Here is a 26,522-nt window from a genome sequence, read left to right as displayed (position 1 = left end):
TCACGGTCACTTGGGGGTGACCACCTTGTAGTTCTTCGGCACCTGGGCGTCGGGCCTGCGCAGATACAGCGGGCGGGGCTCGTCCAGCTCCTCCCCGGCGGCCAGCCGCTCGGCGGCCAGCGAGGCGAGCGCGGCGGCGGACACGTGCTCCGGCTCGTGGGCGTCGGGGAAGGTGTCCGGGTAGAGCAGCGCGCCCGCGCCCACGGCGGGCAGTCCCGCGACGCGCTCGGCGATGTCGGCCGGGCGGTCCACGGCCGGGCCGGTGAGCCGGGTGCGGGAGTCGGCGTACGTCGCCCAGTAGACCTCCTTGCGCCGGGCGTCGGTCGCCACGGCGAAGGGGCCCTTCTCGATGTCGGCGGCATGGGCCAGGCCGTCCAGGGTGCACACGCCGTGCACGGGGACGCCGAGGGCGAGCCCGAAGGTGTCGGCGGTCATCAGGCCGACCCGCAGCCCGGTGTAGGGGCCGGGGCCGGTGCCGACGACGACGCCGGTGACGGCGTCCAGCCGGACCCCGGCGGCGGCGAGCACGCGGTCCACGGCGGGCAGCAGCAGCTCTCCGTGGCGGCGGGCGTCCACCTGGCTCGACGAGGCGACGACGTCCGTCCCGTCGTGCAGGGCGACGGTGACGGCGGGGGTGGCGGTATCCAGAGCGAGCAGAAGCACGCGAACAGCCTACGGCGCCGACGGCTCGCGCACGCCCGTCCCGTACAGACCGTCACCGACTGCTACGGTCTGTACGAACCAGGAGAGAACTCACTTGTCCCGCGAACCGTGACGGGTCGGTACGAGGCAGAGGTGGCGCACGTGGCAGGGACCAGCTCGGGGATGGTGGCCGGACTCGTCGCGGTGGCCGTCGGCGCCGTCGGCCTCCTCGCCTACCAGGCCGAAGCGACCGTCCCGGCGAGCCTGCGGGCGCCCTCGGCGAGCGCGTCCCCCTCGGTGGCCGCCACCAGGGCCCCGCGCGACCGCCGCCACCCCACGGCGCTGCCGGCCGACTCGGGCAGGGGCGAGCGGGTGGTGTACTCGGTCGACGACGACCGGGTCTGGCTGGTGGACGACCGCGGCCGCGTCACCCGCACCTTCGGCGTCCGCCCCGGCGGCGTCGACCCGGCACCGGGCTCCTACTGGGTGACCTCGCGCTCCCACGCGGTGACCGGCAGCGACGGCGTCCCGGTGGAGCACGTCGTCCGCTTCACGGCGGTCGACGGCGTGACGGTCGGCTTCAGCGCCGCCACCCGCGCCGCGCCCGCCGAACCGGGCTCCCCCCGCACCGGCGGCATCCGTGAGACCCGCCCGGACGGCGACGCGATGTGGCGGTTCGCCACGATCGGGGTGCCGGTGGTGGTGATCCGCTGACGCCGGTCAGGCCGCCTCGCGATGATCACGGCCGCGACCGGCCGGGGCCGGGGGTGCGGGCGGGGTGGAGACCGTCCGGGCCGCCGCGCAGGAGGCCAGGAGGTCGCTCATGGAGGGCCGCGGGGTGGTCCGGATGCGCTCCGGGCGGGCCGGGGTGACGGGCATGGGGCGCCTCCTGAGCTGCGAGGGCAAGCGAAGTTAGGTATGCCTACCTCGGGCTGGGTACCATATGACCACGCCTGGTACGTCCCGCGCAACACGTTCCCGACACCCTGTCGGGACATCGGCGCCCTCAGCCCGCGAGCGCGTCCAGCTCCGCCTTCGCCCAGCGGTCGCCGAGGCCGGTCAGGGTGACGTGCCGGACCTCGTCCGTGGTGTCGCCGGCCGCGCGGTGGATGAGGATCTCCAGCCGGTCGTCGGTCAGCTCCTCGACCTTGCCCTCGCCCCACTCCACGACGATCACCGACTCGGGCAGGGACACGTCGAGATCGAGGTCCTCCATGTCGTCGAGACCGCCGGAGAGCCGGTAGGCGTCGACATGGACCAGTGGAGGCCCGTCGACCAGGGACGGGTGGACCCGCGCGATGACGAAGGTCGGCGAGGTGACCGCGCCGCGCACCCCGAGCCCCTCGCCGAGCCCCCGGGTCAGCGTCGTCTTGCCCGCCCCCAGCTCCCCGGTGAGCATCACCAGGTCACCCGCGCGCAGCAGCCCGGCCAGTCTCAGGCCCAGCTCCCGCATCCGCTCGGGGGAGGTGACGGTGAGCCGGGTCTCAGTCGGGCTGTGCGCCGCTGCTGCCTCTTCCATAGCCGCTAACGGTAGCTCCTGCGGGTACGGCTCCCGCGCGGGTCAGCAGGTCCGCCAGCCGGTCGGTGACGACCTCCGGATGCTCCAGCATGACGAGGTGTCCCGCCTCCGGTACGAGCACCAGCTCGCTGTCGGGCAGCAGGTCCGCTATCGCCTCGCTGTGCTCGCTCGGGGTGACCAGGTCCCGCACCCCGGCCAGCACCAGCACCGGCATGTCCCGGAAGCAGGCCAGCGCCTCGGTCTTGTCGTGGTCGGTGAAGGCCGGGTAGAACTCCGCGACCACGTCGATCGGCGTGGACTCGATCATCCGCTCCGCGAACCGCCCGACCGCCGGGTCGATGTCCCGCCCCCCGAACGAGTACCGCTTGATCACCCCGGCGAACAGCTCCGCGGTGGCCCGGCGCCCCTTCTCCACCAGCTCCGCCTGCTGCCCGAGCGCCTTCAGCACGCCCGGCAGCACCCGGCGCACCGCGTTGACCCCGGCCAGCGGCAGCCCGAAGTTGACCTCGCCGAGCCTGCCGGAGGAGGTGCCGACGAACGCGGTGGCGACGACCCGGTCCCGGACGTACTCCGGGTACTGGGCGGCGAGCGCCATCACCGTCATCCCGCCCATCGAGTGCCCCACCAGCACCACCGGCCCCTCGGGTACCGCCGCGTCCAGCACGGCCTTCAGGTCCCGGCCCAGCTGGTCCATGGTGACCGGCTGCCCGTCGCGGGTCTGGGCCACGCCACGCCCGGACTCGCCGTGGCTGCGCTGGTCCCAGTGGACGGTGCGGACGACGCCGCGCAGGGCGGCCCGCTGGAAGTGCCAGGAGTCCTGGGTGAGGCAGTAGCCGTGGCAGAAGACGACGGTCACCGGGGCGGGCGCCTTGCGGCCGAAGAGCCTGCGGCGGCGCGGGGAGACGTGCGGGCCGGGGTCGGGGTCGATGTCGTCGACCTCGTAGTACAGCGCGGTGCCGTCGTCGGCGGCGGCCTTGCCCGGGGTGCCGCGCAGGGTGCCGTAGGGACCCGAGGAGTCCAGCGCCAGCAGCGCCTTGCGGCGTATGTCGCGCCCGACCGTCATCCGCTCGATGGCGACCCCGGCCGCCGCGCCGGCGGCCAGGACGCCCAGCGCGGCGCCGGCGAGGCCGGTCGCCTTGCGCCAGCCGCCGGACGCGGCCGTCGCCGCGACCGCGTCCGCCACGGCTCCCGCACCGCTCTCGCTCACGTGCCGTTCCTCCTCGCCGTACCGCCGTCCGCCGGGCCGGTGCGCCGGCGGCTACCGGACAGTAGCGTGCCCCGGGCCGGCGGGGTCACCCGTTCACATGGACGCGGGGCACGCGCGTGCCGATCCGGGTGACGATCTCGTAGGCGATCGTGCCGCACACCTGCGCCCAGTCCTCGGCGGTGGGCTCGCCCCCGTCGCCCGGCCCGAACAGCACGGCCCGCGTGCCCGGTCCGGGTTCGTCGCCGCCGAGGTCGACCACGAACTGGTCCATCGCCACCCGCCCCGCGACGGTCCGCAGCTTGCCGTCGACCAGCACCGGGCCACCGCCCGAGGCGTGCCGGGGGATGCCGTCGGCGTACCCGAGCGGCACCAGGCCGAGGGTGGTCTCGCCGGGGGTGACGTAGTGGTGGCCGTAGCTGATGCCGTGCCCGCCCGGCACCCGCTTGACCAGCGCCAGCGACGCGCTCAGCGTCATCACCGGGCGCAGTCCGAAGTCGGCCGGGGTGCCCAGCTCGGGGCTGGGCGAGATGCCGTACATCGCGATGCCGGTGCGGACGAGGTCGAAGTGGGTCTCCGGAAGGGTCAGCGTGGCCGGGGAGTTGGCGATGTGCCGCACCTCGGGCTGCACGCCCCGCTCCTCGGCGTACGCCACCATCTCCCTGAACAGGACGAGCTGGGCGGCGATGGAGGGGTGGCCGGGCTCGTCGGCGCAAGCGAAGTGGGACCACAGTCCGGTGACCTCGATCAGCCCGGCGGCCTCGGCCTCCAGGGCCGCGCCGATCAGTTCGGGCCAGTCCTCGGGCTGGCAGCCGTTGCGGCCGAGGCCGGTGTCGGCCTTGAGCTGCACCCGCGCGGGACGGCCGGCCTCGCGGGCGGCGGCGGTGACCTCGCGCAGCGCCCACATGCCGCTGACCGCGACGTCGAGGTCGGCCTCGATCGCCTGCCGCCAGGGGCCGCCGGGCACCCAGAGCCAGCACATGATCCGGCCCGGCAGCCCGGCCGCGCGCAGCGCGAGCGCCTCCTCCGGGGTGGCGGTGCCGAGCCAGGTCGCGCCGGCGTCCAGGGCGGCGCGGGCACACGGCACGGCGCCGTGGCCGTACGCGTCCGACTTGACGACGGCCATCAGGTGCACGCCTCCCGCGCGGGCGCGCAGCGTCCGGACGTTGGCGCGCAGGGCACCCAGATCGATCTCGGCGCGGGCGCGCAGGGGCGCGGTCGGCACAGCGGAAGTCTCGTTCATGGCGCCCCCAGTCTCTCAGAGGGCGCCGGCGGCCCCCGGCCGCACTCCTCGGCGATCCGCGCGCTCAGTCCCGTACGACGTCCCGCCACGCCTCGGGGACCCGCTCGGCGATGTCCAGCGCGGCGATGGGGGCGCCCCGTGAGGCGAGGCGCCCGGCGAGGCCGTGCAGGTAGGCGGCGACGCTGCCCGCGTCCAGCGCCGACAGCCCGGAGGCGAGCAGCGAGCCGGCGAGCCCTGACAGCACGTCACCGCTGCCCGCGGTGGCCAGCCGGCCGGTGCCGGTGGCGTTGACCCGGACCGGGCCGCCGCCGGGGTCGGCGACCAGCGTGGTGGAGCCCTTCAGCAGCACCGTCGCCCGGTACTTCGCGGCCAGTTCGCGCACCGAGGCCAGCCGGGCCGCCTCGACCTCCTCGCGGCGCACCCCCAGCAGGGCGGCGGCCTCACCGGCATGAGGGGTCATCAGGGTCGGCGCGGTGCGCCCGCGTACGGCGTCCCGGCCGGCCAGCCGCAGCCCGTCGGCGTCCAGCAGCACGGGTACGTCCGCGCCGAGCACCTCGGCCACGGTCGCCGCGTCCTCCCCGGCGCCCGGTCCCACCACCCATGCCTGCACCCGGCCCGCGTGGCCGGGGCCCTGGTCGGAGACGAGGGTCTCGGGGAAGCGGGCGAGGACCGCGTCCCCGGCGGGACCGACGTACCGTACGGCGCCCGCGCCGCCGCGCAGCGCGCCGGAGACGGCGAGGACGGCCGCGCCGGGGTAGCGCGCGGAGCCGGCGGCGATGCCCACCACCCCGCGCCGGTACTTGTCGCTCTGGGCGCCGGGCCGGGGCAGCAGCCGGGCCACGTCCTCGTGCTGAAGGGCCTGAAGCACCGGCTCCGGGGGCAGGTCGAGGCCGATCTCGATCAGCCGCACCGTCCCGGCGTACTCCCGGCCGGGGTCGACCAGCAGGCCGAGCTTGTGGGCGCCGAAGGTGACGGTGAGGTCGGCGCGTACGGCGGCCCCGGACACCTCGCCGGTGTCCGCGTCGACCCCGCTGGGCAGGTCCACGGCGACGACCGCGGCCCGCGAGCGCTCGGCGGCCGAGGCGAGCCGGGCGGCGACCGGCCTCAGTCCCCCCCGGCCGCCGATGCCGGTGACGCCGTCCATCACGAGGTCGGCCCGCTCGATCGCGGCGGGGGCACGCTCCGGGCCGATGACGGCGCCGCCCGCCCGGCGCAGCGCGGCGAGGCCGCCCTCGTGGGCGCGGTCGGGCGACAGGAGCACGGCGGTGACCCCGGCGCCGCGCCGGCGCAGCCGGGCCCCGGCGTACAGCGCGTCGCCGCCGTTGTCGCCGCTGCCGACGAGCAGCACCACCCGGCTGCCGTACACCCGCCCGAGGACCCCGAGGAACTCCGCCGAGGCGGCGGCCAGTCCGGCGGCCGCCCGCTGCATCAGGGCGCCCTCGGGCAGCCGGGCCATCAGGGCGCGCTCGGCGGCCCGTACCGTCTCCACGCTGTACGCACGTCGCATGGGTCCGAGTCTGCCCCCGATGCGCGGGCGCTCGCACCCGGATGGGTCACGCCTCGGCGATCACCACGGCGGAGGCGACACCCGCGTCATGGCTGAGCGACACGTGCCAGGACCGCACCCCCAGCTCGGCCGCACGGGCCGCGACGGTGCCCCTGACCCGCAGCCGGGGCCGCCCGTTGTCCTCGACGAACACCTCGGCGTCGGTCCAGAGCAGCCCGGCGGGCGCGCCCAGCGCCTTGGCGAGGGCCTCCTTGGCAGCGAACCGTGCGGCCAGCGAGGCGATCCCGCGCCGCTCCCCGCCCGGCAGCGTCAGCTCCGCCGCGACGAACAGCCGGGCGGCGAGGTTGGGTGTGCGCTCCAGCGCCGCCTGGAACCGGTCGATCTCGGCCACATCGATCCCGACCCCGATGATGCTCATGCCGGGAGCCTACGGCGGGCCCGCTACTCGACCGTCACCGACTTCGCCAGGTTCCTCGGCTGGTCCACCTCGTTGCCGCGCGCGGTGGCGAGTTCGCAGGCGAACACCTGGAGCGGCACCGCGGAGACCATCGGCTGGAGCAGGGTGGGCGTGGCCGGGACGCGGATCAGGTGGTCGGCGTACGGGACGACCGCCTCGTCGCCCTCCTCGGCGATGACGATGGTGCGGGCGCCGCGGGCGCGGATCTCCTGGATGTTGGAGACGATCTTGTCGTGCAGCACCGAGCGGCCCCGCGGGGAGGGCACGATCACGACGACCGGCATGTCCTGCTCGATCAGCGCGATCGGGCCGTGCTTCAGCTCGCCCGCCGCGAAGCCCTCGGCGTGCATGTAGGCGAGTTCCTTGAGCTTGAGGGCGCCCTCCAGGGCGACGGGGTAACCCACGTGGCGGCCCAGGAAGAGCACCGTGTTCTTGTCGGCGAGCGAGCGGGCCAGCTCCCGTACCGGCTCCATGGTCTCAAGGACCCTCTCGACCGCGTTCGAGATGCGGGAGAGGTCCCGCACGACGTCCCGGACCTCGTCGCCCCACTTGGTGCCGCGCACCTGGCCCAGATAGAGGGCGACGAGGTAGCAGGCGACCAGCTGGGTCAGGAACGCCTTGGTGGAGGCCACGGCGACCTCGGGGCCGGCGTGCGTGTAGAGCACGGCGTCGGACTCGCGCGGGATGGTCGAGCCGTTGGTGTTGCAGATGGCCAGCACCTTGGAACCCTGCTCGCGGGCGTGCCTGAGCGCCATCAGGGTGTCCATGGTCTCGCCGGACTGGGAGATGGCGATGACCAGCGAACGCCCGTCCAGGATCGGGTCCCGGTAGCGGAACTCGCTGGCCAGCTCGACCTCGCAGGGGATGCGGGTCCAGTGCTCGATGGCGTACTTGGCGATCATCCCGGCGTGGAATGCGGTGCCGCAGGCGACGATGACGACCTTGTCCACCTCGCGCATCTCGGCAGCGCCGATCCGCACCTCGTCCAGGGTGAGCGAGCCGGCGGGGTCGATGCGGCCGAGGAGGGTGTCCGCGACGGCCTTGGGCTGCTCGGCGATCTCCTTGAGCATGAAGTAGTCGTAGCCGCCCTTCTCGGCGGCCGAGGCGTCCCAGTCCACGTGGTAGGCGCGGACCTCGGCCGGGCTGCCGTCGAAGCCGGTCACCGTGACGCTCTCGCGGCGCAGCTCGACCACCTGGTCCTGGCCCAGCTCGACGGCCTCGCGGGTGTGCGCGATGAACGCGGCCACGTCTGAGGCGAGGAACGCCTCGCCCTCCCCGACACCCACCACCAGCGGGGAGTTGCGGCGGGCGCCCACGACCACGTCCGGCTCGTCGGCGTGCACCGCGACCAGGGTGAACGCGCCCTCCAGACGGCGGCACACCAGCCGCATGGCCTCCGCGAGGTCGGCGCTCGCGGAGTACTCCTCCGCCAGCAGATGCGCGACCACCTCGGTGTCCGTCTCCGAGACCAGGCCGTGGCCCCGCTCGGCCAGTTCGGCGCGCAGTACGGCGAAGTTCTCGATGATGCCGTTGTGCACGACCGCGACCCGGCCCGCGTCGTCCAGGTGCGGGTGGGCGTTGGCGTCCGTCGGACCGCCGTGCGTGGCCCAGCGGGTGTGCCCGAGGCCGGTCGTCCCGGCCGGGAGCGGCCGCTCCGCCAGCTCCTTCTCCAGATTGACCAGCTTCCCGGCCCGCTTGGCCGTGGCCGGCCCCCCGTCCGCGAGCACCGCGACCCCGGCCGAGTCGTACCCCCGGTACTCCAGCCTCTTCAGCCCGGCCATCACGACTTCGAGCGCCGACCGCGCTCCCACGTATCCCACGATTCCGCACATGCGCGGCAGCCTACGATCAAACCCGGGCTCAAAAGAGGCGCAGCGTGCCCGAATTCGGTAATTCCCACGGTCATACGAAGCCGATGGTGGCCCTGAAGCCGCCCGCGCACTTCTGCACGGCGGTGGTCAGGCCCTCGACGGCGGCCTCGTCGGCGCCGCCGTCGTAGGAAGCTTGGCCGCGCCACCCGACTCCCCACGTCGGCCTCACCCGCGTGGAGTGGAGCGCCCTGCGCCACAGGACTCCCCTCACGCTCCGCTCCCCCGTCCGCTCCTGGTAGCGGAACTCGCCGGCCGGCTCGACCTCGCGGGGTGAGCGGGCCGTCAGCCCAGCTTGGCCACCTGCGCGGCGATGATGTCGGCCGGGGCCTGGTAGTCCTTGCCCGAGGCCATCGCGGCCAAGTTGACGGTGCTGAAGGTGGCCACCGTGGCGCCCTCGCGGACGACGACGATCTTGACCGGGGCCTTGACGCCCTCGTCGGCGGCCATGGTCAGGGTCACCGCGAGGCCCTGGTCCCCGCCCTGCGGCGCGGCGGCGGTGGCGACCGCGAGGAACTTCGTCTTCTCGCCGTCGACGGTGGCCGTGAAGCCGCCCGCGCACTTCTGCGCGGCGGTGGTCAGGCCCTCGACAGCGGCCTCGGCGGCACCGCCGTCGTAGGAGGCGAGGCCGATCAGCGTCTTGTTCACGTCGAGCGCGGCCAGCAGCGCGTCCTCCGGCTTGGTGCCGGACGCCGGCTTCTTCGGCGTGCCGAGCCAGGACCGCTTCGCCGTCGACGCGGGCTCGCCCTGCGCCACGCCCGCCTGGGCGCGGGCCAGCGGCAGGCAGGCCGCGTCGGCGGCGGTGACCTTGGCCGCGGCGATGTCGTCGCCGGCCGGGACCTTGGTGGTGACCTTGCCGCTCTTCACGTCCGACTGGGCGAGCCCGGTCTTCTCCAGCTCGGCGGCGGTCAGCGCCTTGGCCGCCGGGGCGGACGCGGCGGCGGGGGAGGCGCCGTCACCCTTGCCCTCGGCCGCCTTGTCCGCGTCGTCCGAGCCGCCGCACGCGGTGGCGAGCAGGGCCAGCGCGGCGGCGGACGCGGCGAGGACGGTACGGCGGACGGCGGTGGCACTCACGTGAACGCTCTTCTCTTCGGTATTTTCCCCGCGCTTTGCGCACAGTTGCCATGCACATTACGCACAGCGGCGGCACAGATGATCACCTGGGCGCCACTCGGTACCCGACCGTGACGGCGATGTGATCTTCACGACGGGACGCGTGACGCACCCCACGCCCGCCCCCGTTCAAACAGCGTTAACAATGGAACGTGATCTCACCGGTCTCCGCGATGCCCCGGAGCGCCCACCGGCACAGGCCGGAGGCGACTCCCTACGTCGATCTCACCCGCGCCGAATGGAGCGCCCTGCGCGACAAGACGCCGCAGCCGCTCACCGCCGAGGAGGTGGAGAAGCTGCGCGGCCTCGGCGACGTCATCGACCTCGACGAGGTGCGGGACATCTACCTCCCGCTCTCCCGCCTGCTCAACCTCTACGTCGGCGCCACCGACGGCCTCAGAGGCGCCCTGAACACCTTCCTCGGCGAGAAGGGCTCCCAGTCCGGCACCCCCTTCGTCATAGGCGTGGCCGGCTCGGTCGCCGTCGGCAAGTCCACCGTGGCCCGGCTGCTCCAGGCCCTGCTGTCCCGCTGGCCCGAGCACCCCCGGGTCGAGCTGGTCACCACGGACGGCTTCCTGCTGCCCACCGAGGAGCTGCGGGCGCGCGGTCTGATGTCCCGCAAGGGCTTCCCCGAGTCCTACGACCGCCGCGCCCTGACCCGCTTCGTCGCCGACATCAAGGCCGGCAAGGACGAGGTCACCGCGCCCGTCTACTCCCACCTGATCTACGACATCGTCCCCGGCGAGCGCCTCACCGTCCGCCGCCCGGACATCCTCATCGTCGAGGGCCTGAACGTCCTCCAGCCCGCCCTGCCCGGCAGCGACGGCCGCACCCGGGTGGGACTCGCCGACTACTTCGACTTCAGCGTGTACGTCGACGCGAGCGGCGAGGACATCGAACGCTGGTACCTGGAGCGGTTCAAGAAGCTGCGTCAGACCGCCTTCCAGAACCCGTCGTCGTACTTCCGCAAGTACACCCAGGTCTCCGAGCAGGAGGCGGTGGACTACGCGCGCGGCCTGTGGCGGACCATCAACAAGCCCAACCTGACCGAGAACATCGCCCCCACCCGCGGCCGCGCCACCCTCCAGCTCCGCAAGGGAGCCGACCACACCGTGCAACGGCTGCGTCTGCGCAAGCTGTAGCGCGGCCGTCGGACGGGGCGCCCGGCGAGCGGTGGACCCCGAGTTCGGCCCGCCGGCTGGCATCGGTACGACGCCGGTGCGGGAAGCCCCGGCCGGCGTTCCGCCCTCTCCTGGCCCAGAAGGCGTTCTGGGCCAGGAGGCACAGGTCGGTCTAGCCCAGCGCCGACTTCACCGCGTCGGCCAGCCGGCCAGCGACCGTGCGGGCCTGGTCGATGTCGGCGGCCTCCACCATGACCCGGACCAGCGGCTCGGTGCCCGAGGGACGCAGCAACACCCGTCCCGTCTGACCGAGTTCACGCTCGGCCTCGCCCACGGCCGCCGCGAGGTCGGCCGAGGTGCGCACCCGAGAGCGGTCCACGTCCGGGACGTTGACCAGGACCTGCGGCAGCCGGTCCATCACCGAGGCCAGCTCGCGCAGCGCCCGCCCGGTCTCGGCGACCCGCGCCGCCAGCAGCAGGCCGGTCAGCGTGCCGTCACCGGTGGTGGCGTGGTCCAGGATGATGACGTGCCCGGACTGCTCGCCGCCGAGGGTGTAGCCGTGCTCCTTCATCTCCTCCAGCACGTACCGGTCACCGACGGCCGTCTGCACCAGGCGGATGCCGGCCCGCTCCATGGCGAGCTTGAAGCCCAGGTTGGACATGACGGTGGCCACCACGGTGTCGGCGGACAGCGCGGAGCGCTCCCGCATCGCCAGCGCGAGCACCGCGAGGATCTGGTCGCCGTCCACCTCCTCGCCGGTGTGGTCCACGGCCAGGCAGCGGTCGGCGTCGCCGTCGTGCGCGATGCCGAGGTCAGCGCCGTGCTCCAGCACGGCCGCCTTCAGCAGGCCCAGGTGGGTCGAGCCGCAGCCGTCGTTGATGTTGAGGCCGTCCGGCTCGGCGCCGATCGTGACGATCGTCGCGCCGGCTCGGGTGAACGCCTCCGGGGAGACGCCGGCGGCCGCGCCGTGCGCCTCGTCCAGGACGATCTTCAGCCCGTCCAGCCGGTTGGGCAGCACCGACAGCAGGTGGGTGACGTAGGTCTCGAAGCCCGTCTCGTGGTCACGGACCCGGCCGACCCCGGCGCCGGTGGGACGCTCCCAGGGCTCGCCGTGGCGGTGCGACTCGTAGACGGCCTCGATCCGGCCCTCCAGCTCGTCCGCCAGCTTGTGGCCGCCCCGGGCGAAGAACTTGATGCCGTTGTCCGGCATCGCGTTGTGGCTGGCGGACAGCATCACACCGAGGTCGGCACCGAGCACGCCGGTCAGGTGGGCCACGGCGGGCGTCGGCAGCACGCCGACCCGCAGCACGTCCACGCCCGCGCTGGCCAGCCCGGCGACCACGGCCGCCTCCAGGAACTCTCCGGACGCACGCGGGTCACGGCCCACCACCGCGGTCGGCCGATGCCCCTCGAACGTGCCCGCCTCGGCCAGCACGTGCGCCGCCGCGACGGACAGGCCGAGCGCCATCTCGGCCGTCAGGTCCGCGTTGGCGACGCCACGCACGCCGTCGGTACCGAAGAGTCGTCCCACTTGTCCTCCCAAGGAAGCGTCACTGCTGCCAGGATCATGGCATGTGCCCGAGCGTTCGATCACACAAGCCTTTGAGCGTCTTGTGTCGTTATACGCCCTTGGCGGAGATAAACGAACGCCCCGGGGGCACACGGAGCGTGCCGCCGGGGCGTTCGGAGTACGCGCGAAGCGCCGCTGGTTAGCGCTTGCTGTACTGCGGGGCCTTGCGGGCCTTCTTGAGACCGGCCTTCTTGCGCTCGACCGCACGGTCGTCGCGCTTGAGGAAGCCGGCCTTCTTCAGGGCGCCGCGGTTGTTGTCGACGTCCGCCTCGTTCAGCGCACGGGCGACACCGAGACGGAGCGCACCGGCCTGACCGGAGACACCGCCACCCGCGATGCGGGCCACGACGTCGTAGCGGTCGTCCAGCTCGAGCACCTTGAAGGGCTCGTTGACTTCCTGCTGGTGCACCTTGTTCGGGAAGTAGTCCTCAAGGGTGCGACCGTTGATCTTCCACTTGCCGGTGCCCGGGACGATCCGGACGCGGGCGATGGCGTTCTTGCGGCGGCCCAGGCCGGCGGCCGGCTGGGGCTCACCGAAGTGGGACGCGAGGGACTCCGAGGTGTACTCGCCCTCGACGGGCAGCTCGCTCTCGGTGGTGTAGCTCTCGATGTCGACGAGCTCGGTCTCTTCGAGCGGCTGCTCGGGGGTGGTCTCGGCCACGATTCTCCTCAGATTCTCTTCAGTCTTAAAGGGTGGCCGGAATTACTGCGCGACCTGGGTGATCTCGAACGGCACCGGCTGCTGGGCAGCGTGCGGGTGCTGGTCACCCTTGTAGACCTTCAGCTTCGAGAGCATCTGACGGCCCAGGGAGTTCTTGGGGAGCATGCCCTTGACGGCCTTCTCGACGGCCTTCTCGGGGTTCTTGTCGAGCAGCTCGTCGTAACGGACCGAGCGCAGACCACCCGGGTAGCCGGAGTGGCGGTACGCCATCTTCTGGGTCCGCTTGTTGCCGGACAGGTGCACCTTGTCGGCGTTGACGACGATGACGAAGTCACCGGTGTCGACATGCGGCGCGTAGATCGGCTTGTGCTTGCCCCGGAGAAGGGTCGCGGCGGTGGTGGCGAGACGACCCAGGACGATGTCCTGAGCGTCGATGACGTACCACTGGCGCGTCACATCGCCGGGCTTGGGGCTGTACGTACGCACGGTTCGTAGCCTTCGCTTCGAGTGAATGGTCCTGAACAGGTCACCGAAACGATCACGACAGCCTGGATCGCACTGCGGTGACGCAACCGCGTGCTGATCGCTGGTCATCGGCCCGGTGGACCGGTGTAAGGGCCCGTCCCGTGAGAATGAGCAAGCCAATACACAACGAGGGACGAGCTTACCGGCCCGCCCCCGCACGGGTCAAAACGAGCTTGCCGGGATCACTCCCCGGCGTCGTTCCGGCAAGATGTTCCCCCGTGCGCCGAAGGTCCCCCTATCGCCCCCGGCTCGCCTCCCCTCGGGCGTACCCGGACCCTCCGCCCCCCTCTAAGATGCGCCCCATGAGTTACGGGCAGGGGGGTCCCCAGTCTCAGTGGGACCCTTGGACACCTCAATCAGAGCAGCCGTGGAAGAGCGGCGCCGACGACGGAACCCCGGACTGGGCCGCGCTGGCGGACGCCTCGGAGAACCGGCAGAAGCGTCGCAAGGTGCTGCTCATCGCGGGCGGCGTGCTCGCCACCGGCGCGATCGGCACCGCCGTCGCCATGGCCGTGTCGAACACGGGCGGCGACAGCCGGGCCGGCGGTTCCGCCGGCCTGCCCGCCACCGCCTCCCTGCCGGGCGGCGCCGCCACCGCACCGTCCTTCGCGCCGACCAGCGCGCCACCGCCGCTGGACCCCAGGGACTTCATAGCCAGCGCCAACAAGGACACCGCCCCGCTGAGTCCGGAGACCCTGTTCCCGGGGACCCAGCTCACCATGGGCGGGACGGTGTACAAGAAGGGCGCCACCGGCGACAGCCAGAACTGCGCGTCCGGCGCGGGCGGCACCCTGCCCGAGGCACTCGCGGCGGCCAAGTGCACCCGGCTGATGCGGGTCAGCTACGTGAAGGACGGCGTCGCCGTCACGGTCGGCGTCGCGGTGTTCGACAACGACACCGACGCCCAGCGCTTCAAGGACCGGGCCGACAAGAAGAGCATCGTGGCCGCGCTGCCCGGCAAGGGCGTGAAGGCGTTCTGCGACTCCGCGATCTGCCGCTCCACCACCAACACCCTGGGCCGGTACGCCTACTTCACCATCGCCGGCTTCACCGACGGCAAGGACGTGACGACCAAGGACACCAAGGTCTTCGCGGCCGGCAACGACCTGGCCCAGTTCTCCTTCCGCCAGCTCCGGCGGCGCGGCGAGGCCCAGGCGTCGGCGGCGGCCCGGTAGCGGCCCCGCTCCCCCGCCCCGCCCCGCCCCGCTCCCCGCCCTGCTCACCCGCTCCGCTCAGCAGCACCCCGCCGGCGGCAGCGAGCGCCGGTTGCGGGCCTCCTTGTTCCGCGCGGCCAGCGACTCGTCGGCGGGGTAGCCGACCTCCTCCAGTGTCAGCCCGTGCGGCCGCACCACATGCACGGCGGAGTCCCGCACCCCGGCGCCGAGCACCTTCCCCGGCCAGTCGGGCCCCCGGTGTCCGTCACCGACGAACAGCAGCGCGCCGATCAGCGAGCGCACCATGTTGTGGCAGAAGGCGTCCGCGCGCACCGTCGCCGTGATCACACCGTCCGCCCCCCGTACCAGGCTCAGGTCCTGGAGGGTACGGATGGTGGTGGCACCCTCGCGCTTCTTGCAGTACGCGGCGAAGTCGTGCTCGCCCAGCAGGAGACGGGCCGCGTCGTTCATCGCGTCCACGTCCAACGGCCAGTCGTGCCACAGCACATGGCCGCGCAGCAGCGGGTCGACACCGCCGGGGTCGTCGGTGACGCGGTAGGCGTAACGCCGCCAGACTGCGGAGAAACGGGCGTTGAAGCCGGGCGGCGCCTCGGTCAGGGACCACACCCGCACGTCCTTGGGCAGCCGGCCGGCCAGCCGCTTCAGCAGCTTCTCCCGGTGCCCGGCCCACACCGTCTCCGGCAGGTCGACATGGGCGACCTGGCCGCGCGCGTGCACCCCGGCGTCCGTCCGCCCGGCGACCGTCAGCTCGTACGTCTCCTTCGACCGGGTCACCGTGCTCAGGGCGTCCTCGATCTCGCCCTGCACCGTCCGCCGCCCGCCGGCCTGCTTGGCCCACCCGTGGAAGTCGCTGCCGTCGTAGGACAGGTCGAGGCGGATACGGACATGGCCGGGCTGTGCTTCGTCACTCACGCGGGAATCCTCTCAGAACACGAAAACGGGCCCGCCCCCACAGGGACGGACCCGCTTCCGGGGCGTCAGCCTCAGGCGTCCTTCGACTCCTCGGCGGGAGCCTCGGTGGCCTCGGTCTGCTCGGCCTTCGCCTCGTCGGACTCCTTGACCGCACGCTTGGTGGCGGCCTCGGCCTCACCGGTGGCCTGCTGCGCGACGGTCAGCGCCTCGACCAGCTCGATGACAGCCATGGGCGCGTTGTCGCCACGACGGTTACCGATCTTGGTGATGCGGGTGTAACCACCGGGGCGGTTCTCGTAGCGCGGGCCGATCTCGGTGAAGAGCGTGTGCACGATGCCCTTGTCCGTGATCACCTGGAGCACCTGACGGCGGTTGTGAAGGTCGCCCTTCTTCGCCTTGGTGACCAGACGCTCGGCGTACGGACGCAGACGGCGCGCCTTCGCCTCGGTGGTGGTGATACGGCCGTGCTCGAAGAGGCTCTTCGCGAGGTTCGCGAGGAGGAGCTTCTCGTGCGCGGCGCTGCCGCCCAGACGGGCACCCTTGGCGGGCTTCGGCATGATGTCTCTCCTAAGTGTCTGCCCCGGCCGTGTCAGGTACCGAGGTCAGTATCCGAGCGAGCGGTTGCTCTTCGGAGATCCGAGAGGCCTCGAAGAGGCCCGCTCGGAAGGGGCGCGGGGAACAGCGCGACCGGCCACAACCGGCCCGCAGACGCAGTACGGCCTCCCCGCGGAGCGCTCAGTACTGCTCGGTCTCCACGAACCCGGCGTCCGCGTCGTCGTCCGCACCGAAGGCGTCCGCGGCGGCGGTCGGGTCGAACCCGGGAGGCGAGTCCTTGAGCGCGAGGCCCATACCGGCCAGCTTGGCCTTGACCTCGTCGATGGACTTCGCACCGAAGTTGCGGATGTCCAGCAGGTCCGCCTCGGAGCGGGCGACCAGCTCACCCACGGAGTGGATGCCCTCACGCTTGAGGCAGTTGTACGACCGGACGGTGAGCTCCAGCTCCTCGATCGGCAGCGCAAGATCGGCGGCGAGCGCGGCGTCCGTCGGAGACGGACCCATGTCGATGCCCTCGGCGTCGATGTTCAGCTCGCGGGCGAGACCGAACAGCTCGACCAGCGTCTTGCCGGCGGACGCCATGGCGTCACGGGGACGCATCGCCTGCTTGGTCTCGACATCGACGATCAGCTTGTCGAAGTCGGTGCGCTGCTCGACACGCGTGGCCTCGACCTTGTACGTGACCTTGAGCACCGGCGAGTAGATGGAGTCGACCGGGATACGGCCGATCTCCTGGCCCACCTGCTTGTTCTGCACGGCGGAGACGTAGCCGCGACCGCGCTCGACGGTCAGCTCCAGCTCCAGCTTGCCCTTGCCGTTGAGCGTGGCGAGGACCAGGTCGGGGTTGTGCACCTCGACACCGGCCGGGGGCGCGATGTCGGCGGCGGTGACCAGACCGGGACCCTGCTTGCGCAGGTACATCACGACCGGCTCGTCGTGCTCCGAGGAGACGACCAGCTGCTTGATGTTGAGGATCAGGTCGGTGACGTCCTCCTTGACACCCGGCACGGTGGTGAACTCGTGCAGGACACCGTCGACCCGGATGCTGGTGACAGCGGCACCGGGGATCGAGGAGAGGAGGGTACGGCGGAGGGAGTTGCCGAGGGTGTAGCCGAAGCCCGGCTCCAGCGGCTCGATCACGAACCGGGAGCGGAACTCGTCGACGACCTCTTCGGTCAACGAGGGACGCTGAGCGATCAGCATGTGTGCATCCTTCAGTCAGGGGCGCCCGCTATTTGACGCCCGACTCAGTACTGCAAGGGTACGGGCGGCACGACCCCGAAGAGCCGTACCGCCCGGACCCGCGAAACCGGCGGAGCGCTGTGCCTCAGACGCGCTGTGCGTCAGACGCGGCGGCGCTTCGGCGGGCGGCAGCCGTTGTGCGGGGTCGGGGTGACGTCCTGGATGGAGCCGACCTCGAGGCCCGTGGCCTGCAGGGAGCGGATCGCGGTCTCACGACCGGAGCCCGGACCCTTGACGAACACGTCGACCTTGCGCATGCCGTGCTCCTGGGCGCGGCGGGCAGCCGACTCGGCGGCCATCTGCGCGGCGAACGGCGTCGACTTCCGGGAACCCTTGAAGCCGACGTGGCCGGCGGAGGCCCAGGAGATCACGTTGCCGGACGGGTCCGTGATCGAGACGATCGTGTTGTTGAACGTGCTCTTGATGTGCGCGTGGCCGTGAGCGACGTTCTTCTTTTCCTTGCGGCGCACCTTCTTGGCAGCGCCCTGACGACCCTTGGGGGGCATCTATTACTCCTACGGGAGGTGGTCGGTCCTTCAGCGAAGACCGTGGACAGTCGTCCGCTTCGGACTACTTCTTGCCCGGCTTCTTCTTGCCGGCGATGGCGCGACGCGGGCCCTTGCGGGTACGAGCGTTGGTGCTGGTGCGCTGACCGCGGACGGGCAGACCGCGACGGTGACGGAGACCCTGGTAGCAGCCGATCTCGACCTTGCGGCGAATGTCGGCCTGGATCTCGCGACGGAGGTCACCCTCGGTCTTGATGTTGCCGTCGACGTACTCGCGGATCGAGACCAGCTGCTCTTCGGTCAGGTCACGAACGCGGGTGTTCGGGTCGACGCCGGTCGCGGCCAGCGTCTCCTGGGACAGGGTCCGGCCGATGCCGAACACGTAGGTGAGGGCGACCTCCACGCGCTTTTCGCGCGGGATGTCAACACCGGAAACGCGTGCCATTCAATGGCTCCTGGTGATTCTTCGGAGGTCTTCCGCAGAACCTGCTCCCGGCCGCCGTACGAGGTACGAACCGGGTCCTCGGCCTCCGACCGGGGGTGTCGAGCTGGTTGGCTCGGGCTCTGCGTATGAACGAATTCTGCTTGCGTCGCGCGAAACTCTGCGATGAGTGCAGAGGGTTCGGCCGTGCGTCAGCCCTGGCGCTGCTTGTGGCGCGGGTTGTCGCAGATGACCATGACCCGGCCGTGACGGCGGATCACCCTGCACTTGTCGCAGATCTTCTTGACGCTCGGCTTGACCTTCATGGGGTGAGGTTCTCCGGGTCAGTGCCATCACCCCGGCTCGCGCCGGGATGCGGGCAAGATCTACTTGTACCGGTAGACGATCCGGCCACGCGTCAGGTCGTACGGAGACAGCTCCACCACGACCCGGTCGTCAGGGAGGATGCGGATGTAGTGCATACGCATCTTGCCGCTGATGTGTGCCAGAACCTGGTGGCCGTTCTGGAGCTCAACCTTGAACATGGCGTTCGGCAGAGACTCGACGACAGTGCCCTCGATCTCGATGGCACCTTGCTTCTTGGCCACGCTTCGCCCTTCGAATCGACTACCTTGATCGACTCTCACACTTTCCCTTGCGGGCGCATGCGGACATGCGGGTGCACGAGAGCCGACGAGTCAGTCTACGTCAGCGCACCCGGAAAAACGAATCGCACAATCCTGCCCCATACCACTGATCCTTATGCGGCCGATCCTCACGCGAGCGGGTCCGGGGCCGTGGTGATCCCGTGCTCCGCCAGCTTCGCCCTGCCGCCGTCCGGGGACGTGAGGACCAGCGGACCCTGCTCCGTGAGGGCGACCGAGTGCTCCCAGTGGGAGGACCAGGTGCCGTCCGTGGTGATGACTGTCCAGTCGTCCTCAAGGACCTTCGTGCGGGGGGTGCCGAGGGAGACCATGGGCTCGATGGCGAGGCAGAAGCCGGGGACCAGCTTGGGGCCCTTGCCGCGGCGGCGCTCGACGTAGTTCAGCAGGTGCGGGTCCATGTGCATCTCGGTGCCGATGCCGTGGCCGCCGTAGTCCTCGACGATGCCGTACTTGCCGCCGCCCGGCCTCGGCTGGCGGCGGATGTAGGTCTCGATGGCGCGGGAGATGTCGACCAGCCGGTTGCCCGGCTTCATCGCGGCGATCCCCGCCCACATGGATTCCTCGGTCACCCGGGACAGCTCCAGCAGCTCCGGGGCGTGGCCGGAGCCGACGAAGGCGGTGTAGGCGGCGTCACCGTGCCAGCCGTCCACGATCGCGCCGCAGTCGACGGAGATGATGTCGCCGTCGTTCAGGACGACGTCCTCGGAGGGGATGCCGTGCACCACGACGTCGTTGACCGAGGTGCAGATGGTCGCGGGGAAACCGCCGTACCCGAGGAAGTTCGACTTCGCGCCGTGCTCGTCGAGCACCTTGCGGGCCACCTGGTCCAGATCCTTCGTGGACGCGCCGGGCACCGCCGCTTCTCGGGTGGCCGCGTGGATCGCGGCGACGACCAGGCCCGCCGCCCGCATCCTGGCGATCTGCTCGGGGGTCTTGATCTGCACCATCAGCTCTGCCTTCTCACGCGCGCGAGTCCGGTTATGTACACCACAACACTACCGGCAGCCGGAACCGCCCCCGGAAAGGCAGAAGCCGCCCCGGTCCGGCCGGAGCGGCCTCTGTCGTCGTTCCTGCGACCCTCTCAGGGGGCCGGCAGCGCCTCCACCGCGCGCTTGGTGACCTCGTCCACCTTGCCGAGCGCCGAGATCGTGACCACCAGGCCCTGCGCCTTGAAGTAGTCGATGATCGGCTCGGTCTGGGTGTGGTAGACCTCCAGCCGCTTGCGGACGGTGTCCTCGGAGTCGTCGTCACGCTGGTACAGCTCACCGCCGCAGACGTCGCAGACGCCCTCCCGCTTCGGCGCGCTGTACGTCACATGGAAGACGTGCGCGGAGTCGTTGCGGCAGATGCGCCGGCCGGCGATCCGCTTCACGACCTCGTCCTCCGGGACCTCCAGGTCCAGGACGGCGTCCAGCTTGATGCCCTCGCTCTGCAGCAGTTCGTCCAGCGCCTGGGCCTGGGACACGTTGCGCGGGAAGCCGTCCAGCAGGAAGCCGTTCTCCGCGTCCGGCTGCTCCATGCGGTCCTTGGCCATGGCGATGGTGACCTCGTCGGGGACCAGATTGCCGGCGTCCATGTAGGACTTGGCCAGCTTGCCCAGTTCCGTCTGCCGGCTGATGTTGGCCCGGAACAGGTCGCCCGTGGAGATGTGCGGGACGACCAGCTTCTCTGCGAGACGGACGGCTTGCGTTCCCTTACCGGCACCCGGCGGCCCGACGAGGACGATACGCATCAGCGGAGGAACCCTTCGTAATTGCGCTGCTGGAGCTGGCTCTCGATCTGCTTCACCGTCTCCAGGCCGACACCCACGATGATCAGGATGCTGGTGCCGCCGAAGGGGAAGTTCTGGCTTGCTCCGAAGCCCACCAACGCCACTGTCGGTACGAGAGCGATCAGACCCAGATACAGCGAGCCCGGCCAGGTGATCCGGTTGAGTACGTAGCTCAGGTACTCAGCGGTCGGCCGACCTGCACGGATACCCGGAATGAAGCCACCATACTTCTTCATGTTGTCGGCGACTTCCTCGGGGTTGAAGGAGATCGCCACGTAGAAGAACGCGAAGAACACGATGAGAAGGAAGTACAGCGTGATGTAGATCGGGTGGTCGCCCTTGGTCAGGTTCGCCGTGACCCAGCGCTTCCAGCCCGAGTCCCCGCCCGCGAACTGCGCCACCAGCGCCGGGATGTAGAGCAGCGACGAGGCGAAGATGACCGGGATCACACCGGCCTGGTTGACCTTCAGCGGGATGTACGTCGACGTACCCCCGTAGGACCGGCGGCCGATCATGCGCTTCGCGTACTGCACCGGGATGCGGCGCTGGGCCTGCTCCACGAAGACCACGAGGGCGACCATGACCAGGCCGACCAGGATGACGGTGGCGAACTCGATCCAGCCGTCTGCCAGGGTGCCCTGCTTCTTGATGGCCCACAGCGCGGACGGGAAGGTCGCGGCGATCGAGATGAACATCAGGATCGACATGCCGTTGCCGATACCGCGGTCGGTGATCAGCTCACCGAGCCACATCACCACTGCCGTACCCGCGGTCATGCAGATGACCATGGTGATGGTGGTGAAGATCGCCTGGTCCGGGACGATGTTCCCGGCGACCGTGCAGCCGCTGAACAGGGCGCCGCTGCGGGCGGTGGCCACCAGGCCGGTGCCCTGCAGGATGGCGAGCGCCACGGTCAGATAGCGGGTGTACTGCGTGATCTTCGAGGTGCCGGCCTGTCCCTCCTTCTTGAGGGCCTCCAGACGCGGGATCACCACGGTCAGCAGCTGCAGAATGATGCTCGCCGTGATGTACGGCATGATGCCGAGGGCGAAGATCGTGATCTGGAGCAGCGCGCCGCCGCTGAACATGTTGACCAGACCGAACAGACCCTGATTGCCGGAAGCCTCGGTCACACAGGTCTGGACGGCCTTGTAGTTGACGCCGGGGATCGGGACGTGGGTACCGACCCGGTAGACCACGATGATGCCCAGCGTGAAGAGCAGCTTCTTGCGCAGGTCGGGCGTCCTGAACGCCCGGGCGAACGCGGTGAGCACGGTGCCTCCTGCGACCCCCGCGCAACTGCGTCAAGGGTGACGGTCTAGAGGTTCGACGAATAAGTGGAAGGGAACAGCGCAGCCACCTTACCGGCGACACCGCCCCCCTAGGAACGACCAACCGGGGATACCCCATTGTGAGGTATCCCCGGTCGGGATCGTCTACGTCATCGAGAGACCTTGAGAAACCCTTGAGGGCCTCAGACCAGCTCGGTGACCGTACCGCCGGCGGCGGTGATCTTCTCCTTGGCGGAACCGGAGACGGCGTCGACCGTCACCTGCAGCGCCACGGACAGCTCGCCCTGGCCCAGGACCTTGACGAGGCTGTTCTTGCGAACGGCACCCTTGGCCACCAGACCCTCGACGGTGACCTCGCCACCCTCGGGGTAGAGCGACGCCAGCTTCTCGAGGTTCACGACCTGGAACTCGGTCTTGAACGGGTTCTTGAAGCCCTTGAGCTTCGGCAGACGCATGTGGAGGGGCATCTGGCCACCCTCGAAGCGCTGCGGAACCTGGTAGCGGGCCTTGGTGCCCTTGGTACCACGTCCAGCCGTCTTACCCTTCGACGCCTCACCACGACCGACACGGGTCTTGGCGGTCTTGGCGCCCGGGGCCGGACGGAGGTTGTGGATCTTGAGCGGGTTGTTCTCCGCCATGATCAGACCTCCTCAACCGTCACGAGGTGGCGGACGGTGTGCACCATGCCGCGGAACTCGGGGCGGTCCTCCTTGACGACCTGCGTGTTGATCCCCTTGAGACCAAGGGACCGCAGGGTGTCGCGGTGGTTCTGCTTGCTGCCGATGTACGACTTGACCTGCGTGATCTTGAGCTGTGCCATTACGCACCAGCCCCGGCACGCGCACGGAGCAGAGCCGCGGGAGCGACGTCCTCAAGGGGCAGGCCACGGCGGGCCGCGACCTCCTCGGGACGCTGCAGGCCCTTGAGGGCCTCCACGGTCGCGTGCACGATGTTGATCGCGTTGGACGAGCCGAGCGACTTCGACAGGATGTCGTGGATACCGGCGCACTCGAGCACGGCGCGCACCGGACCACCGGCGATGACGCCGGTACCGGGGGACGCGGGCTTGAGCAGCACGACGCCGGCAGCCTTCTCACCCGTGATCGGGTGCGGGATGGTGCCCTGGATACGGGGGACCTTGAAGAAGTGCTTCTTGGCCTCCTCAACACCCTTGGCGATGGCGGCCGGCACCTCCTTGGCCTTGCCGTAACCGACACCCACGGTGCCGTCACCGTCGCCCACCACGACCAGCGCGGTGAAGCTGAAGCGACGACCACCCTTCACAACCTTGGCGACGCGGTTGATCGCGACGACGCGCTCGACGTACGCGGTCTTCTCGGCGGCAGCTGCGCCACCGTCACGGCCCTTCCGGTCCCGCCGCTCGCCGCCACCGGCACCGCCACCGCGGCGCTGGGGTCCAGCCATTGGAATTACCTCTCTCTTTTTCCGCTAGCTACGCAGTGACCTGAGTCGCTGCGCGACGGGGACTCAGAACTTGAGTCCGGCTTCGCGGGCGGCGTCCGCCAGGGCGGCGATGCGCCCGGCGTACTGGTTGCCACCACGGTCGAATACGACAGCCTCGACACCGGCGGCCTTGGCGCGCTCTGCGACGAGCGCGCCGACGGACTTGGCCTGCGCCGACTTGTCGCTCTCTCCACCGCGGATCGAGGCGTCCAGGGTCGACGCCGACGCCAGGGTGTGACCCTTGATGTCGTCGATGACCTGGGCCACGATGTGGCGGTTGGAGCGCGTCACAACGAGACGCGGACGCTCAGCCGTACCCGAGATGTGCTTGCGGATCCGGATGTGGCGGCGCTTGATCGCGGCGCGCTTGTAGGCGTCGCCCTTGAGGATCTTCTGTCCGTATGCCATGGCTTACTTACCCGCCTTTCCGACCTTGCGGCGGATAACTTCGCCCTCGTACTTGACGCCCTTGGCCTTGTACGGGTCAGGCTTGCGCAGCTTGCGGATGTTCGCCGCAACCTCGCCGACCTTCTGCTTGTCGATGCCCTCGACCTGGAAGCGGGTCGGGGTCTCGACCTTGAAGGTGATGCCCTCGGGCGCCTCGACGGTGATCGAATGGCTGTAGCCGAGCGCGAACTCGAGGTTCGAGCCCTTGGCCGCGACGCGGTAACCGACACCGCTGATCTCGAGCTTCTTCACGTAACCCTGGGTCACGCCGGTGATCATGTTCGCCACCAGCGTGCGGGACAGGCCGTGCAGGGCCTTGTTCTGACGCTCGTCGTTGGGGCGGGTGACGTTCAGCACGCCGTCCTCACCCTTGGCGATGTCGATCGGCGCCACGACGGTGTGGGTCAGGGTGCCCTTGGGGCCCTTGACCGAGACCGTACGGCCGTCGATGGTGACGTCCACGCCGGCGGGAACCGTGATGGGGAGCTTGCCAATACGCGACATAGCTGTTTCCTCCGTTCCCTTCCGCTACCAGACGTAGGCGAGAACTTCTCCGCCTACGCCCTTCTTGCCGGCCTGCTTGTCGGTGAGGAGCCCGTGGGACGTGGAGATGATCGCCACGCCGAGGCCACCCAGCACCTTGGGCAGGTTGGTGGACTTCGCGTACACCCGGAGACCGGGCTTGGAGATCCGCTTGATGCCCGCGATGGAGCGCTCACGGTTCGGGCCGAACTTCAGCTCGAGGACGAGGTTCTTGCCGACCTCGGCGTCCTCGGTCTTCCAGCCCGTGATGAAGCCCTCCTGCTGGAGGATCTCCGCGATGTGAGACTTGATCTTCGACGCCGGCATCGTCACGGAGTCGTGGTATGCCGAGTTCGCGTTACGCAGACGCGTAAGCATGTCTGCGATCGGATCAGTCATGGTCATGAATTGGCCTTCGGCCTCTCTCGCCGGGGTTTCCTGGTGCGCCATCCCTCTCCCCGATCCGAGACGGGGCGGGTGCGGCGCGGTGGACCTACGGCGTAGTAAGTCGTACGGGCGCGACAGGCGCCCGACCTCCCCAGCCTACGGCATGGAGGGACGGGCCCCTGTCGGCCCAGTTGCTTACCGAGAGCTTCGGGAATCCCTGATGAGGGGGATTACCAGGAGCTCTTGGTCACGCCCGGCAGCTCGCCACGGTGAGCCATCTCACGAAGGCACACGCGGCAGAGGCCGAACTTGCGGTACACGGAGTGCGGACGGCCGCAGCGCTGGCAGCGCGTGTAGCCTCGCACCCCGAACTTGGGCTTGCGAGCAGCCTTAGCGATAAGAGCCTTCTTCGCCATCTCGCTCACGCCTCCTTGAACGGGAAGCCGAGGTGACGAAGGAGCGCGCGGCCCTCAGCGTCGTTGGTCGCCGTGGTGACCACGGTGATGTCCATACCCCGGACGCGGTCGATCTTGTCCTGGTCGATCTCGTGGAACATGACCTGCTCCGTGAGACCGAAGGTGTAGTTGCCACGGCCGTCGAACTGCTTGGGGGACAGGCCGCGGAAGTCGCGGATGCGCGGCAGCGCGAGCGACAGGGTGCGGTCGAGGAACTCCCACATGCGGTCGCCACGGAGCGTGACGTGGGCACCGATCGGCTGACCCTCACGCAGCTTGAACTGCGCGATGGACTTGCGGGCCTTGGTGACGGCCGGCTTCTGACCGGTGATCGTGGTGAGGTCGCGGATCGCGCCGTCGATCAGCTTGGAGTCGCGGGCGGCGTCGCCCACACCCATGTTGACCACGATCTTGACGAGGCCGGGGATCTGCATGACGTTCTCGTAGCTGAACTCGTCACGCAGCTTGCCCGCGATCTCCTCGCGGTACTTCGTCTTCAGACGCGGAGTGGTGGTGGTAGCCATCAGATGTCCTCACCCGTCCGCTTGGCAACGCGGATCTTGTTGCCTTCGTCGTCGAAGCGGTAGCCGACACGCGTGACGACCTTGTTGCCGTCCTTCTCAACGACCAGCTGGACGTTGGAGACGTGGACGGGCGCCTCGGTCGTGACGATGCCGCCCGCCTGCGAACCGCTGGCGGTGGGGCCGGCCTTGGTGTGCTTCTTGACCCGGTTGACACCCTCGACCAGGACACGCTCGTCGCGCGGGAAAGCGGCGATGACCTTGCCCTGCTTGCCCTTGTCCTTACCGGTGATGACCTGGACCAGGTCGCCCTTCTTGATCTTCATGCTTACAGCACCTCCGGCGCGAGCGAGATGATCTTCATGAACTTCTTCTCGCGCAGCTCACGGCCGACGGGGCCGAAGATACGGGTGCCGCGAGGGTCGCCGTCGTTCTTGAGAATGACAGCGGCGTTCTCGTCGAAGCGGATGTACGAGCCGTCCGGACGGCGGCGCTCCTTGACGGTGCGAACGATGACCGCCTTGATGACGTCACCCTTCTTCACATTGCCGCCGGGGATCGCGTCCTTGACGGTGGCGACGATGACGTCACCGATGCCCGCGTAGCGGCGACCGGAGCCACCGAGCACACGGATGCAAAGGATCTCCTTCGCACCAGTGTTGTCGGCGACACGCAGCCGCGACTCCTGCTGGATCACGTCTATCTCCTGTTTGTCTGCCGGTTCCCGGCAGGGGGCTCAGTACGAGCACCCCTGCCG

General features: G+C 70.3%; 36 protein-coding genes. 3 read left to right on the top strand and 33 right to left on the bottom strand.

The window, feature by feature from the left end:
• Window positions 1-6: 6 nt before the first annotated feature.
• Window positions 7-663 carry a tRNA (adenosine(37)-N6)-threonylcarbamoyltransferase complex dimerization subunit type 1 TsaB gene (gene tsaB, locus ACFWN1_RS07975; protein WP_384359262.1) on the bottom strand — a complete coding sequence of 219 codons (657 nt, stop codon included), beginning with the start codon at window positions 661-663 and terminating at the stop codon, window positions 7-9.
• A 141-nt stretch (window positions 664-804) separates the two neighbouring features.
• Here tsaB and ACFWN1_RS07970 point away from each other — a divergent pair, with 141 nt between their 5' ends.
• Window positions 805-1,356 (top strand): hypothetical protein, encoded by a 552-nt coding sequence (locus ACFWN1_RS07970; protein ID WP_384359261.1) that lies wholly within the window; start codon window positions 805-807, stop codon window positions 1,354-1,356.
• Window positions 1,357-1,362: 6 nt separating this feature from the next.
• On the opposite strand, the gene ACFWN1_RS07965 is transcribed toward ACFWN1_RS07970, so the two are convergent.
• The 9 genes from ACFWN1_RS07965 to ACFWN1_RS07925 all read right to left on the bottom strand — a co-directional run bounded on the left by ACFWN1_RS07965 (window position 1,363) and on the right by ACFWN1_RS07925 (window position 9,514).
• Window positions 1,363-1,521 carry a hypothetical protein gene (locus ACFWN1_RS07965; RefSeq protein ID WP_384359260.1) on the bottom strand — a complete coding sequence of 53 codons (159 nt, stop codon included), beginning with the start codon at window positions 1,519-1,521 and terminating at the stop codon, window positions 1,363-1,365.
• Window positions 1,522-1,648: 127 nt separating this feature from the next.
• Window positions 1,649-2,161 (bottom strand): tRNA (adenosine(37)-N6)-threonylcarbamoyltransferase complex ATPase subunit type 1 TsaE, encoded by a 513-nt coding sequence (gene tsaE, locus ACFWN1_RS07960; protein ID WP_384359259.1) that lies wholly within the window; start codon window positions 2,159-2,161, stop codon window positions 1,649-1,651.
• Window positions 2,127-3,368 carry an alpha/beta fold hydrolase gene (locus ACFWN1_RS07955; protein ID WP_384359258.1) on the bottom strand — a complete coding sequence of 414 codons (1,242 nt, stop codon included), beginning with the start codon at window positions 3,366-3,368 and terminating at the stop codon, window positions 2,127-2,129. Before ACFWN1_RS07955 ends, tsaE begins: the two co-directional genes overlap by 35 nt.
• Window positions 3,369-3,453: 85 nt before the next feature.
• A complete protein-coding gene (gene alr, locus ACFWN1_RS07950) occupies window positions 3,454-4,608 on the bottom strand; it encodes an alanine racemase (protein ID WP_384359257.1) in 1,155 nt (384 codons plus the stop codon).
• Between the two features lie 64 nt (window positions 4,609-4,672).
• The gene (locus ACFWN1_RS07945) at window positions 4,673-6,115 is read right to left on the bottom strand and encodes an NAD(P)H-hydrate dehydratase (RefSeq protein WP_384359256.1); all 1,443 of its coding nucleotides are present in this window, start codon (window positions 6,113-6,115) and stop codon (window positions 4,673-4,675) included.
• Between the two features lie 46 nt (window positions 6,116-6,161).
• A complete protein-coding gene (locus ACFWN1_RS07940) occupies window positions 6,162-6,533 on the bottom strand; it encodes a holo-ACP synthase (RefSeq protein ID WP_384359255.1) in 372 nt (123 codons plus the stop codon).
• A gap of 23 nt (window positions 6,534-6,556) precedes the next feature.
• Window positions 6,557-8,404: a glutamine--fructose-6-phosphate transaminase (isomerizing) gene (gene glmS / locus ACFWN1_RS07935; protein ID WP_384359254.1), complete on the bottom strand. Its 1,848-nt coding sequence runs from the start codon at window positions 8,402-8,404 to the stop codon at window positions 6,557-6,559.
• A gap of 70 nt (window positions 8,405-8,474) precedes the next feature.
• Complete coding sequence (locus tag ACFWN1_RS07930; RefSeq protein ID WP_384359253.1) at window positions 8,475-8,654, bottom strand: hypothetical protein; 180 nt, start codon at window positions 8,652-8,654, stop codon at window positions 8,475-8,477.
• Window positions 8,655-8,725: 71 nt separating this feature from the next.
• Window positions 8,726-9,514, bottom strand: a complete 789-nt coding sequence (locus tag ACFWN1_RS07925; RefSeq protein ID WP_384359252.1) for a hypothetical protein — start codon at window positions 9,512-9,514, stop codon at window positions 8,726-8,728.
• Window positions 9,515-9,726: 212 nt separating this feature from the next.
• On the opposite strand from ACFWN1_RS07925, the gene coaA reads away from it, so the two are divergent.
• Window positions 9,727-10,695: a type I pantothenate kinase gene (gene coaA / locus ACFWN1_RS07920; protein ID WP_384359277.1), complete on the top strand. Its 969-nt coding sequence runs from the start codon at window positions 9,727-9,729 to the stop codon at window positions 10,693-10,695.
• A 151-nt stretch (window positions 10,696-10,846) separates the two neighbouring features.
• Here the strand turns inward: coaA and glmM are convergent, their stop codons facing one another.
• The 3 genes from glmM to rplM form a co-directional block, all read right to left on the bottom strand.
• Window positions 10,847-12,205, bottom strand: coding sequence for a phosphoglucosamine mutase (gene glmM / locus ACFWN1_RS07915; protein WP_384359251.1), 1,359 nt, complete (start codon window positions 12,203-12,205; stop codon window positions 10,847-10,849).
• Between the two features lie 178 nt (window positions 12,206-12,383).
• Window positions 12,384-12,905 (bottom strand): 30S ribosomal protein S9, encoded by a 522-nt coding sequence (gene rpsI / locus ACFWN1_RS07910; protein ID WP_384359250.1) that lies wholly within the window; start codon window positions 12,903-12,905, stop codon window positions 12,384-12,386.
• Between the two features lie 42 nt (window positions 12,906-12,947).
• Window positions 12,948-13,391 (bottom strand): 50S ribosomal protein L13, encoded by a 444-nt coding sequence (gene rplM, locus ACFWN1_RS07905; RefSeq protein WP_030811719.1) that lies wholly within the window; start codon window positions 13,389-13,391, stop codon window positions 12,948-12,950.
• Window positions 13,392-13,732: 341 nt separating this feature from the next.
• Here rplM and ACFWN1_RS07900 point away from each other — a divergent pair, with 341 nt between their 5' ends.
• Complete coding sequence (locus ACFWN1_RS07900) at window positions 13,733-14,605, top strand: hypothetical protein (RefSeq protein WP_384359249.1); 873 nt, start codon at window positions 13,733-13,735, stop codon at window positions 14,603-14,605.
• A gap of 57 nt (window positions 14,606-14,662) precedes the next feature.
• Here the strand turns inward: ACFWN1_RS07900 and truA are convergent, their stop codons facing one another.
• The 20 genes from truA to rplN all read right to left on the bottom strand — a co-directional run bounded on the left by truA (window position 14,663) and on the right by rplN (window position 26,462).
• Window positions 14,663-15,517: a tRNA pseudouridine(38-40) synthase TruA gene (gene truA / locus ACFWN1_RS07895; RefSeq protein WP_384359248.1), complete on the bottom strand. Its 855-nt coding sequence runs from the start codon at window positions 15,515-15,517 to the stop codon at window positions 14,663-14,665.
• 71 nt (window positions 15,518-15,588) lie between these two features.
• Complete coding sequence (gene rplQ, locus ACFWN1_RS07890) at window positions 15,589-16,074, bottom strand: 50S ribosomal protein L17 (RefSeq protein ID WP_384359247.1); 486 nt, start codon at window positions 16,072-16,074, stop codon at window positions 15,589-15,591.
• 178 nt (window positions 16,075-16,252) lie between these two features.
• Complete coding sequence (locus tag ACFWN1_RS07885) at window positions 16,253-17,275, bottom strand: DNA-directed RNA polymerase subunit alpha (RefSeq protein WP_384359246.1); 1,023 nt, start codon at window positions 17,273-17,275, stop codon at window positions 16,253-16,255.
• A gap of 140 nt (window positions 17,276-17,415) precedes the next feature.
• On the bottom strand, window positions 17,416-17,820 hold the full coding sequence (rpsK, locus tag ACFWN1_RS07880; protein WP_003956432.1) for a 30S ribosomal protein S11: 405 nt from the start codon (window positions 17,818-17,820) through the stop codon (window positions 17,416-17,418).
• 64 nt (window positions 17,821-17,884) lie between these two features.
• A complete protein-coding gene (gene rpsM / locus ACFWN1_RS07875; RefSeq protein WP_384359245.1) occupies window positions 17,885-18,265 on the bottom strand; it encodes a 30S ribosomal protein S13 in 381 nt (126 codons plus the stop codon).
• A gap of 188 nt (window positions 18,266-18,453) precedes the next feature.
• Window positions 18,454-18,567 carry a 50S ribosomal protein L36 gene (rpmJ, locus tag ACFWN1_RS07870; protein ID WP_003974245.1) on the bottom strand — a complete coding sequence of 38 codons (114 nt, stop codon included), beginning with the start codon at window positions 18,565-18,567 and terminating at the stop codon, window positions 18,454-18,456.
• 60 nt (window positions 18,568-18,627) lie between these two features.
• On the bottom strand, window positions 18,628-18,849 hold the full coding sequence (gene infA, locus ACFWN1_RS07865) for a translation initiation factor IF-1 (protein ID WP_003948620.1): 222 nt from the start codon (window positions 18,847-18,849) through the stop codon (window positions 18,628-18,630).
• Between the two features lie 167 nt (window positions 18,850-19,016).
• A complete protein-coding gene (gene map / locus ACFWN1_RS07860; protein ID WP_384359244.1) occupies window positions 19,017-19,853 on the bottom strand; it encodes a type I methionyl aminopeptidase in 837 nt (278 codons plus the stop codon).
• 134 nt (window positions 19,854-19,987) lie between these two features.
• Entirely contained in the window at window positions 19,988-20,638 is a 651-nt protein-coding gene (locus ACFWN1_RS07855) for an adenylate kinase (RefSeq protein ID WP_384359243.1), read from the bottom strand.
• Entirely contained in the window at window positions 20,638-21,951 is a 1,314-nt protein-coding gene (gene secY, locus ACFWN1_RS07850) for a preprotein translocase subunit SecY (protein ID WP_384359242.1), read from the bottom strand. Before secY ends, ACFWN1_RS07855 begins: the two co-directional genes overlap by 1 nt.
• 200 nt (window positions 21,952-22,151) lie before the next feature.
• Window positions 22,152-22,607 carry a 50S ribosomal protein L15 gene (gene rplO, locus ACFWN1_RS07845; RefSeq protein ID WP_384359241.1) on the bottom strand — a complete coding sequence of 152 codons (456 nt, stop codon included), beginning with the start codon at window positions 22,605-22,607 and terminating at the stop codon, window positions 22,152-22,154.
• 2 nt (window positions 22,608-22,609) lie between these two features.
• Window positions 22,610-22,789: a 50S ribosomal protein L30 gene (rpmD, locus tag ACFWN1_RS07840; protein ID WP_052580766.1), complete on the bottom strand. Its 180-nt coding sequence runs from the start codon at window positions 22,787-22,789 to the stop codon at window positions 22,610-22,612.
• Window positions 22,789-23,394 (bottom strand): 30S ribosomal protein S5, encoded by a 606-nt coding sequence (rpsE, locus tag ACFWN1_RS07835; RefSeq protein WP_350745509.1) that lies wholly within the window; start codon window positions 23,392-23,394, stop codon window positions 22,789-22,791. The genes rpmD and rpsE overlap by 1 nt, the downstream gene beginning before the upstream one ends.
• Window positions 23,395-23,457: 63 nt before the next feature.
• Entirely contained in the window at window positions 23,458-23,841 is a 384-nt protein-coding gene (rplR, locus tag ACFWN1_RS07830; RefSeq protein ID WP_018543917.1) for a 50S ribosomal protein L18, read from the bottom strand.
• A 3-nt stretch (window positions 23,842-23,844) separates the two neighbouring features.
• Window positions 23,845-24,384, bottom strand: a complete 540-nt coding sequence (rplF, locus tag ACFWN1_RS07825; protein WP_384359240.1) for a 50S ribosomal protein L6 — start codon at window positions 24,382-24,384, stop codon at window positions 23,845-23,847.
• Between the two features lie 24 nt (window positions 24,385-24,408).
• Complete coding sequence (gene rpsH / locus ACFWN1_RS07820; protein ID WP_026248232.1) at window positions 24,409-24,807, bottom strand: 30S ribosomal protein S8; 399 nt, start codon at window positions 24,805-24,807, stop codon at window positions 24,409-24,411.
• 212 nt (window positions 24,808-25,019) lie between these two features.
• On the bottom strand, window positions 25,020-25,205 hold the full coding sequence (locus ACFWN1_RS07815) for a type Z 30S ribosomal protein S14 (protein WP_003948630.1): 186 nt from the start codon (window positions 25,203-25,205) through the stop codon (window positions 25,020-25,022).
• Between the two features lie 5 nt (window positions 25,206-25,210).
• A complete protein-coding gene (gene rplE / locus ACFWN1_RS07810; RefSeq protein WP_384359239.1) occupies window positions 25,211-25,768 on the bottom strand; it encodes a 50S ribosomal protein L5 in 558 nt (185 codons plus the stop codon).
• Window positions 25,768-26,091: a 50S ribosomal protein L24 gene (gene rplX, locus ACFWN1_RS07805; protein ID WP_384359238.1), complete on the bottom strand. Its 324-nt coding sequence runs from the start codon at window positions 26,089-26,091 to the stop codon at window positions 25,768-25,770. Before rplX ends, rplE begins: the two co-directional genes overlap by 1 nt.
• Before the next feature lie 2 nt (window positions 26,092-26,093).
• Entirely contained in the window at window positions 26,094-26,462 is a 369-nt protein-coding gene (gene rplN, locus ACFWN1_RS07800; protein ID WP_003992364.1) for a 50S ribosomal protein L14, read from the bottom strand.
• Window positions 26,463-26,522 lie beyond the last annotated feature (60 nt).

Source organism: Streptomyces sp. NPDC058459 (genome assembly GCF_042721685.1).
In the GTDB taxonomy this organism is placed as follows: Bacteria; Actinomycetota; Actinomycetes; order Streptomycetales; family Streptomycetaceae; genus Streptomyces.
This window is presented reverse-complemented; position numbering and strand designations above follow the sequence as displayed.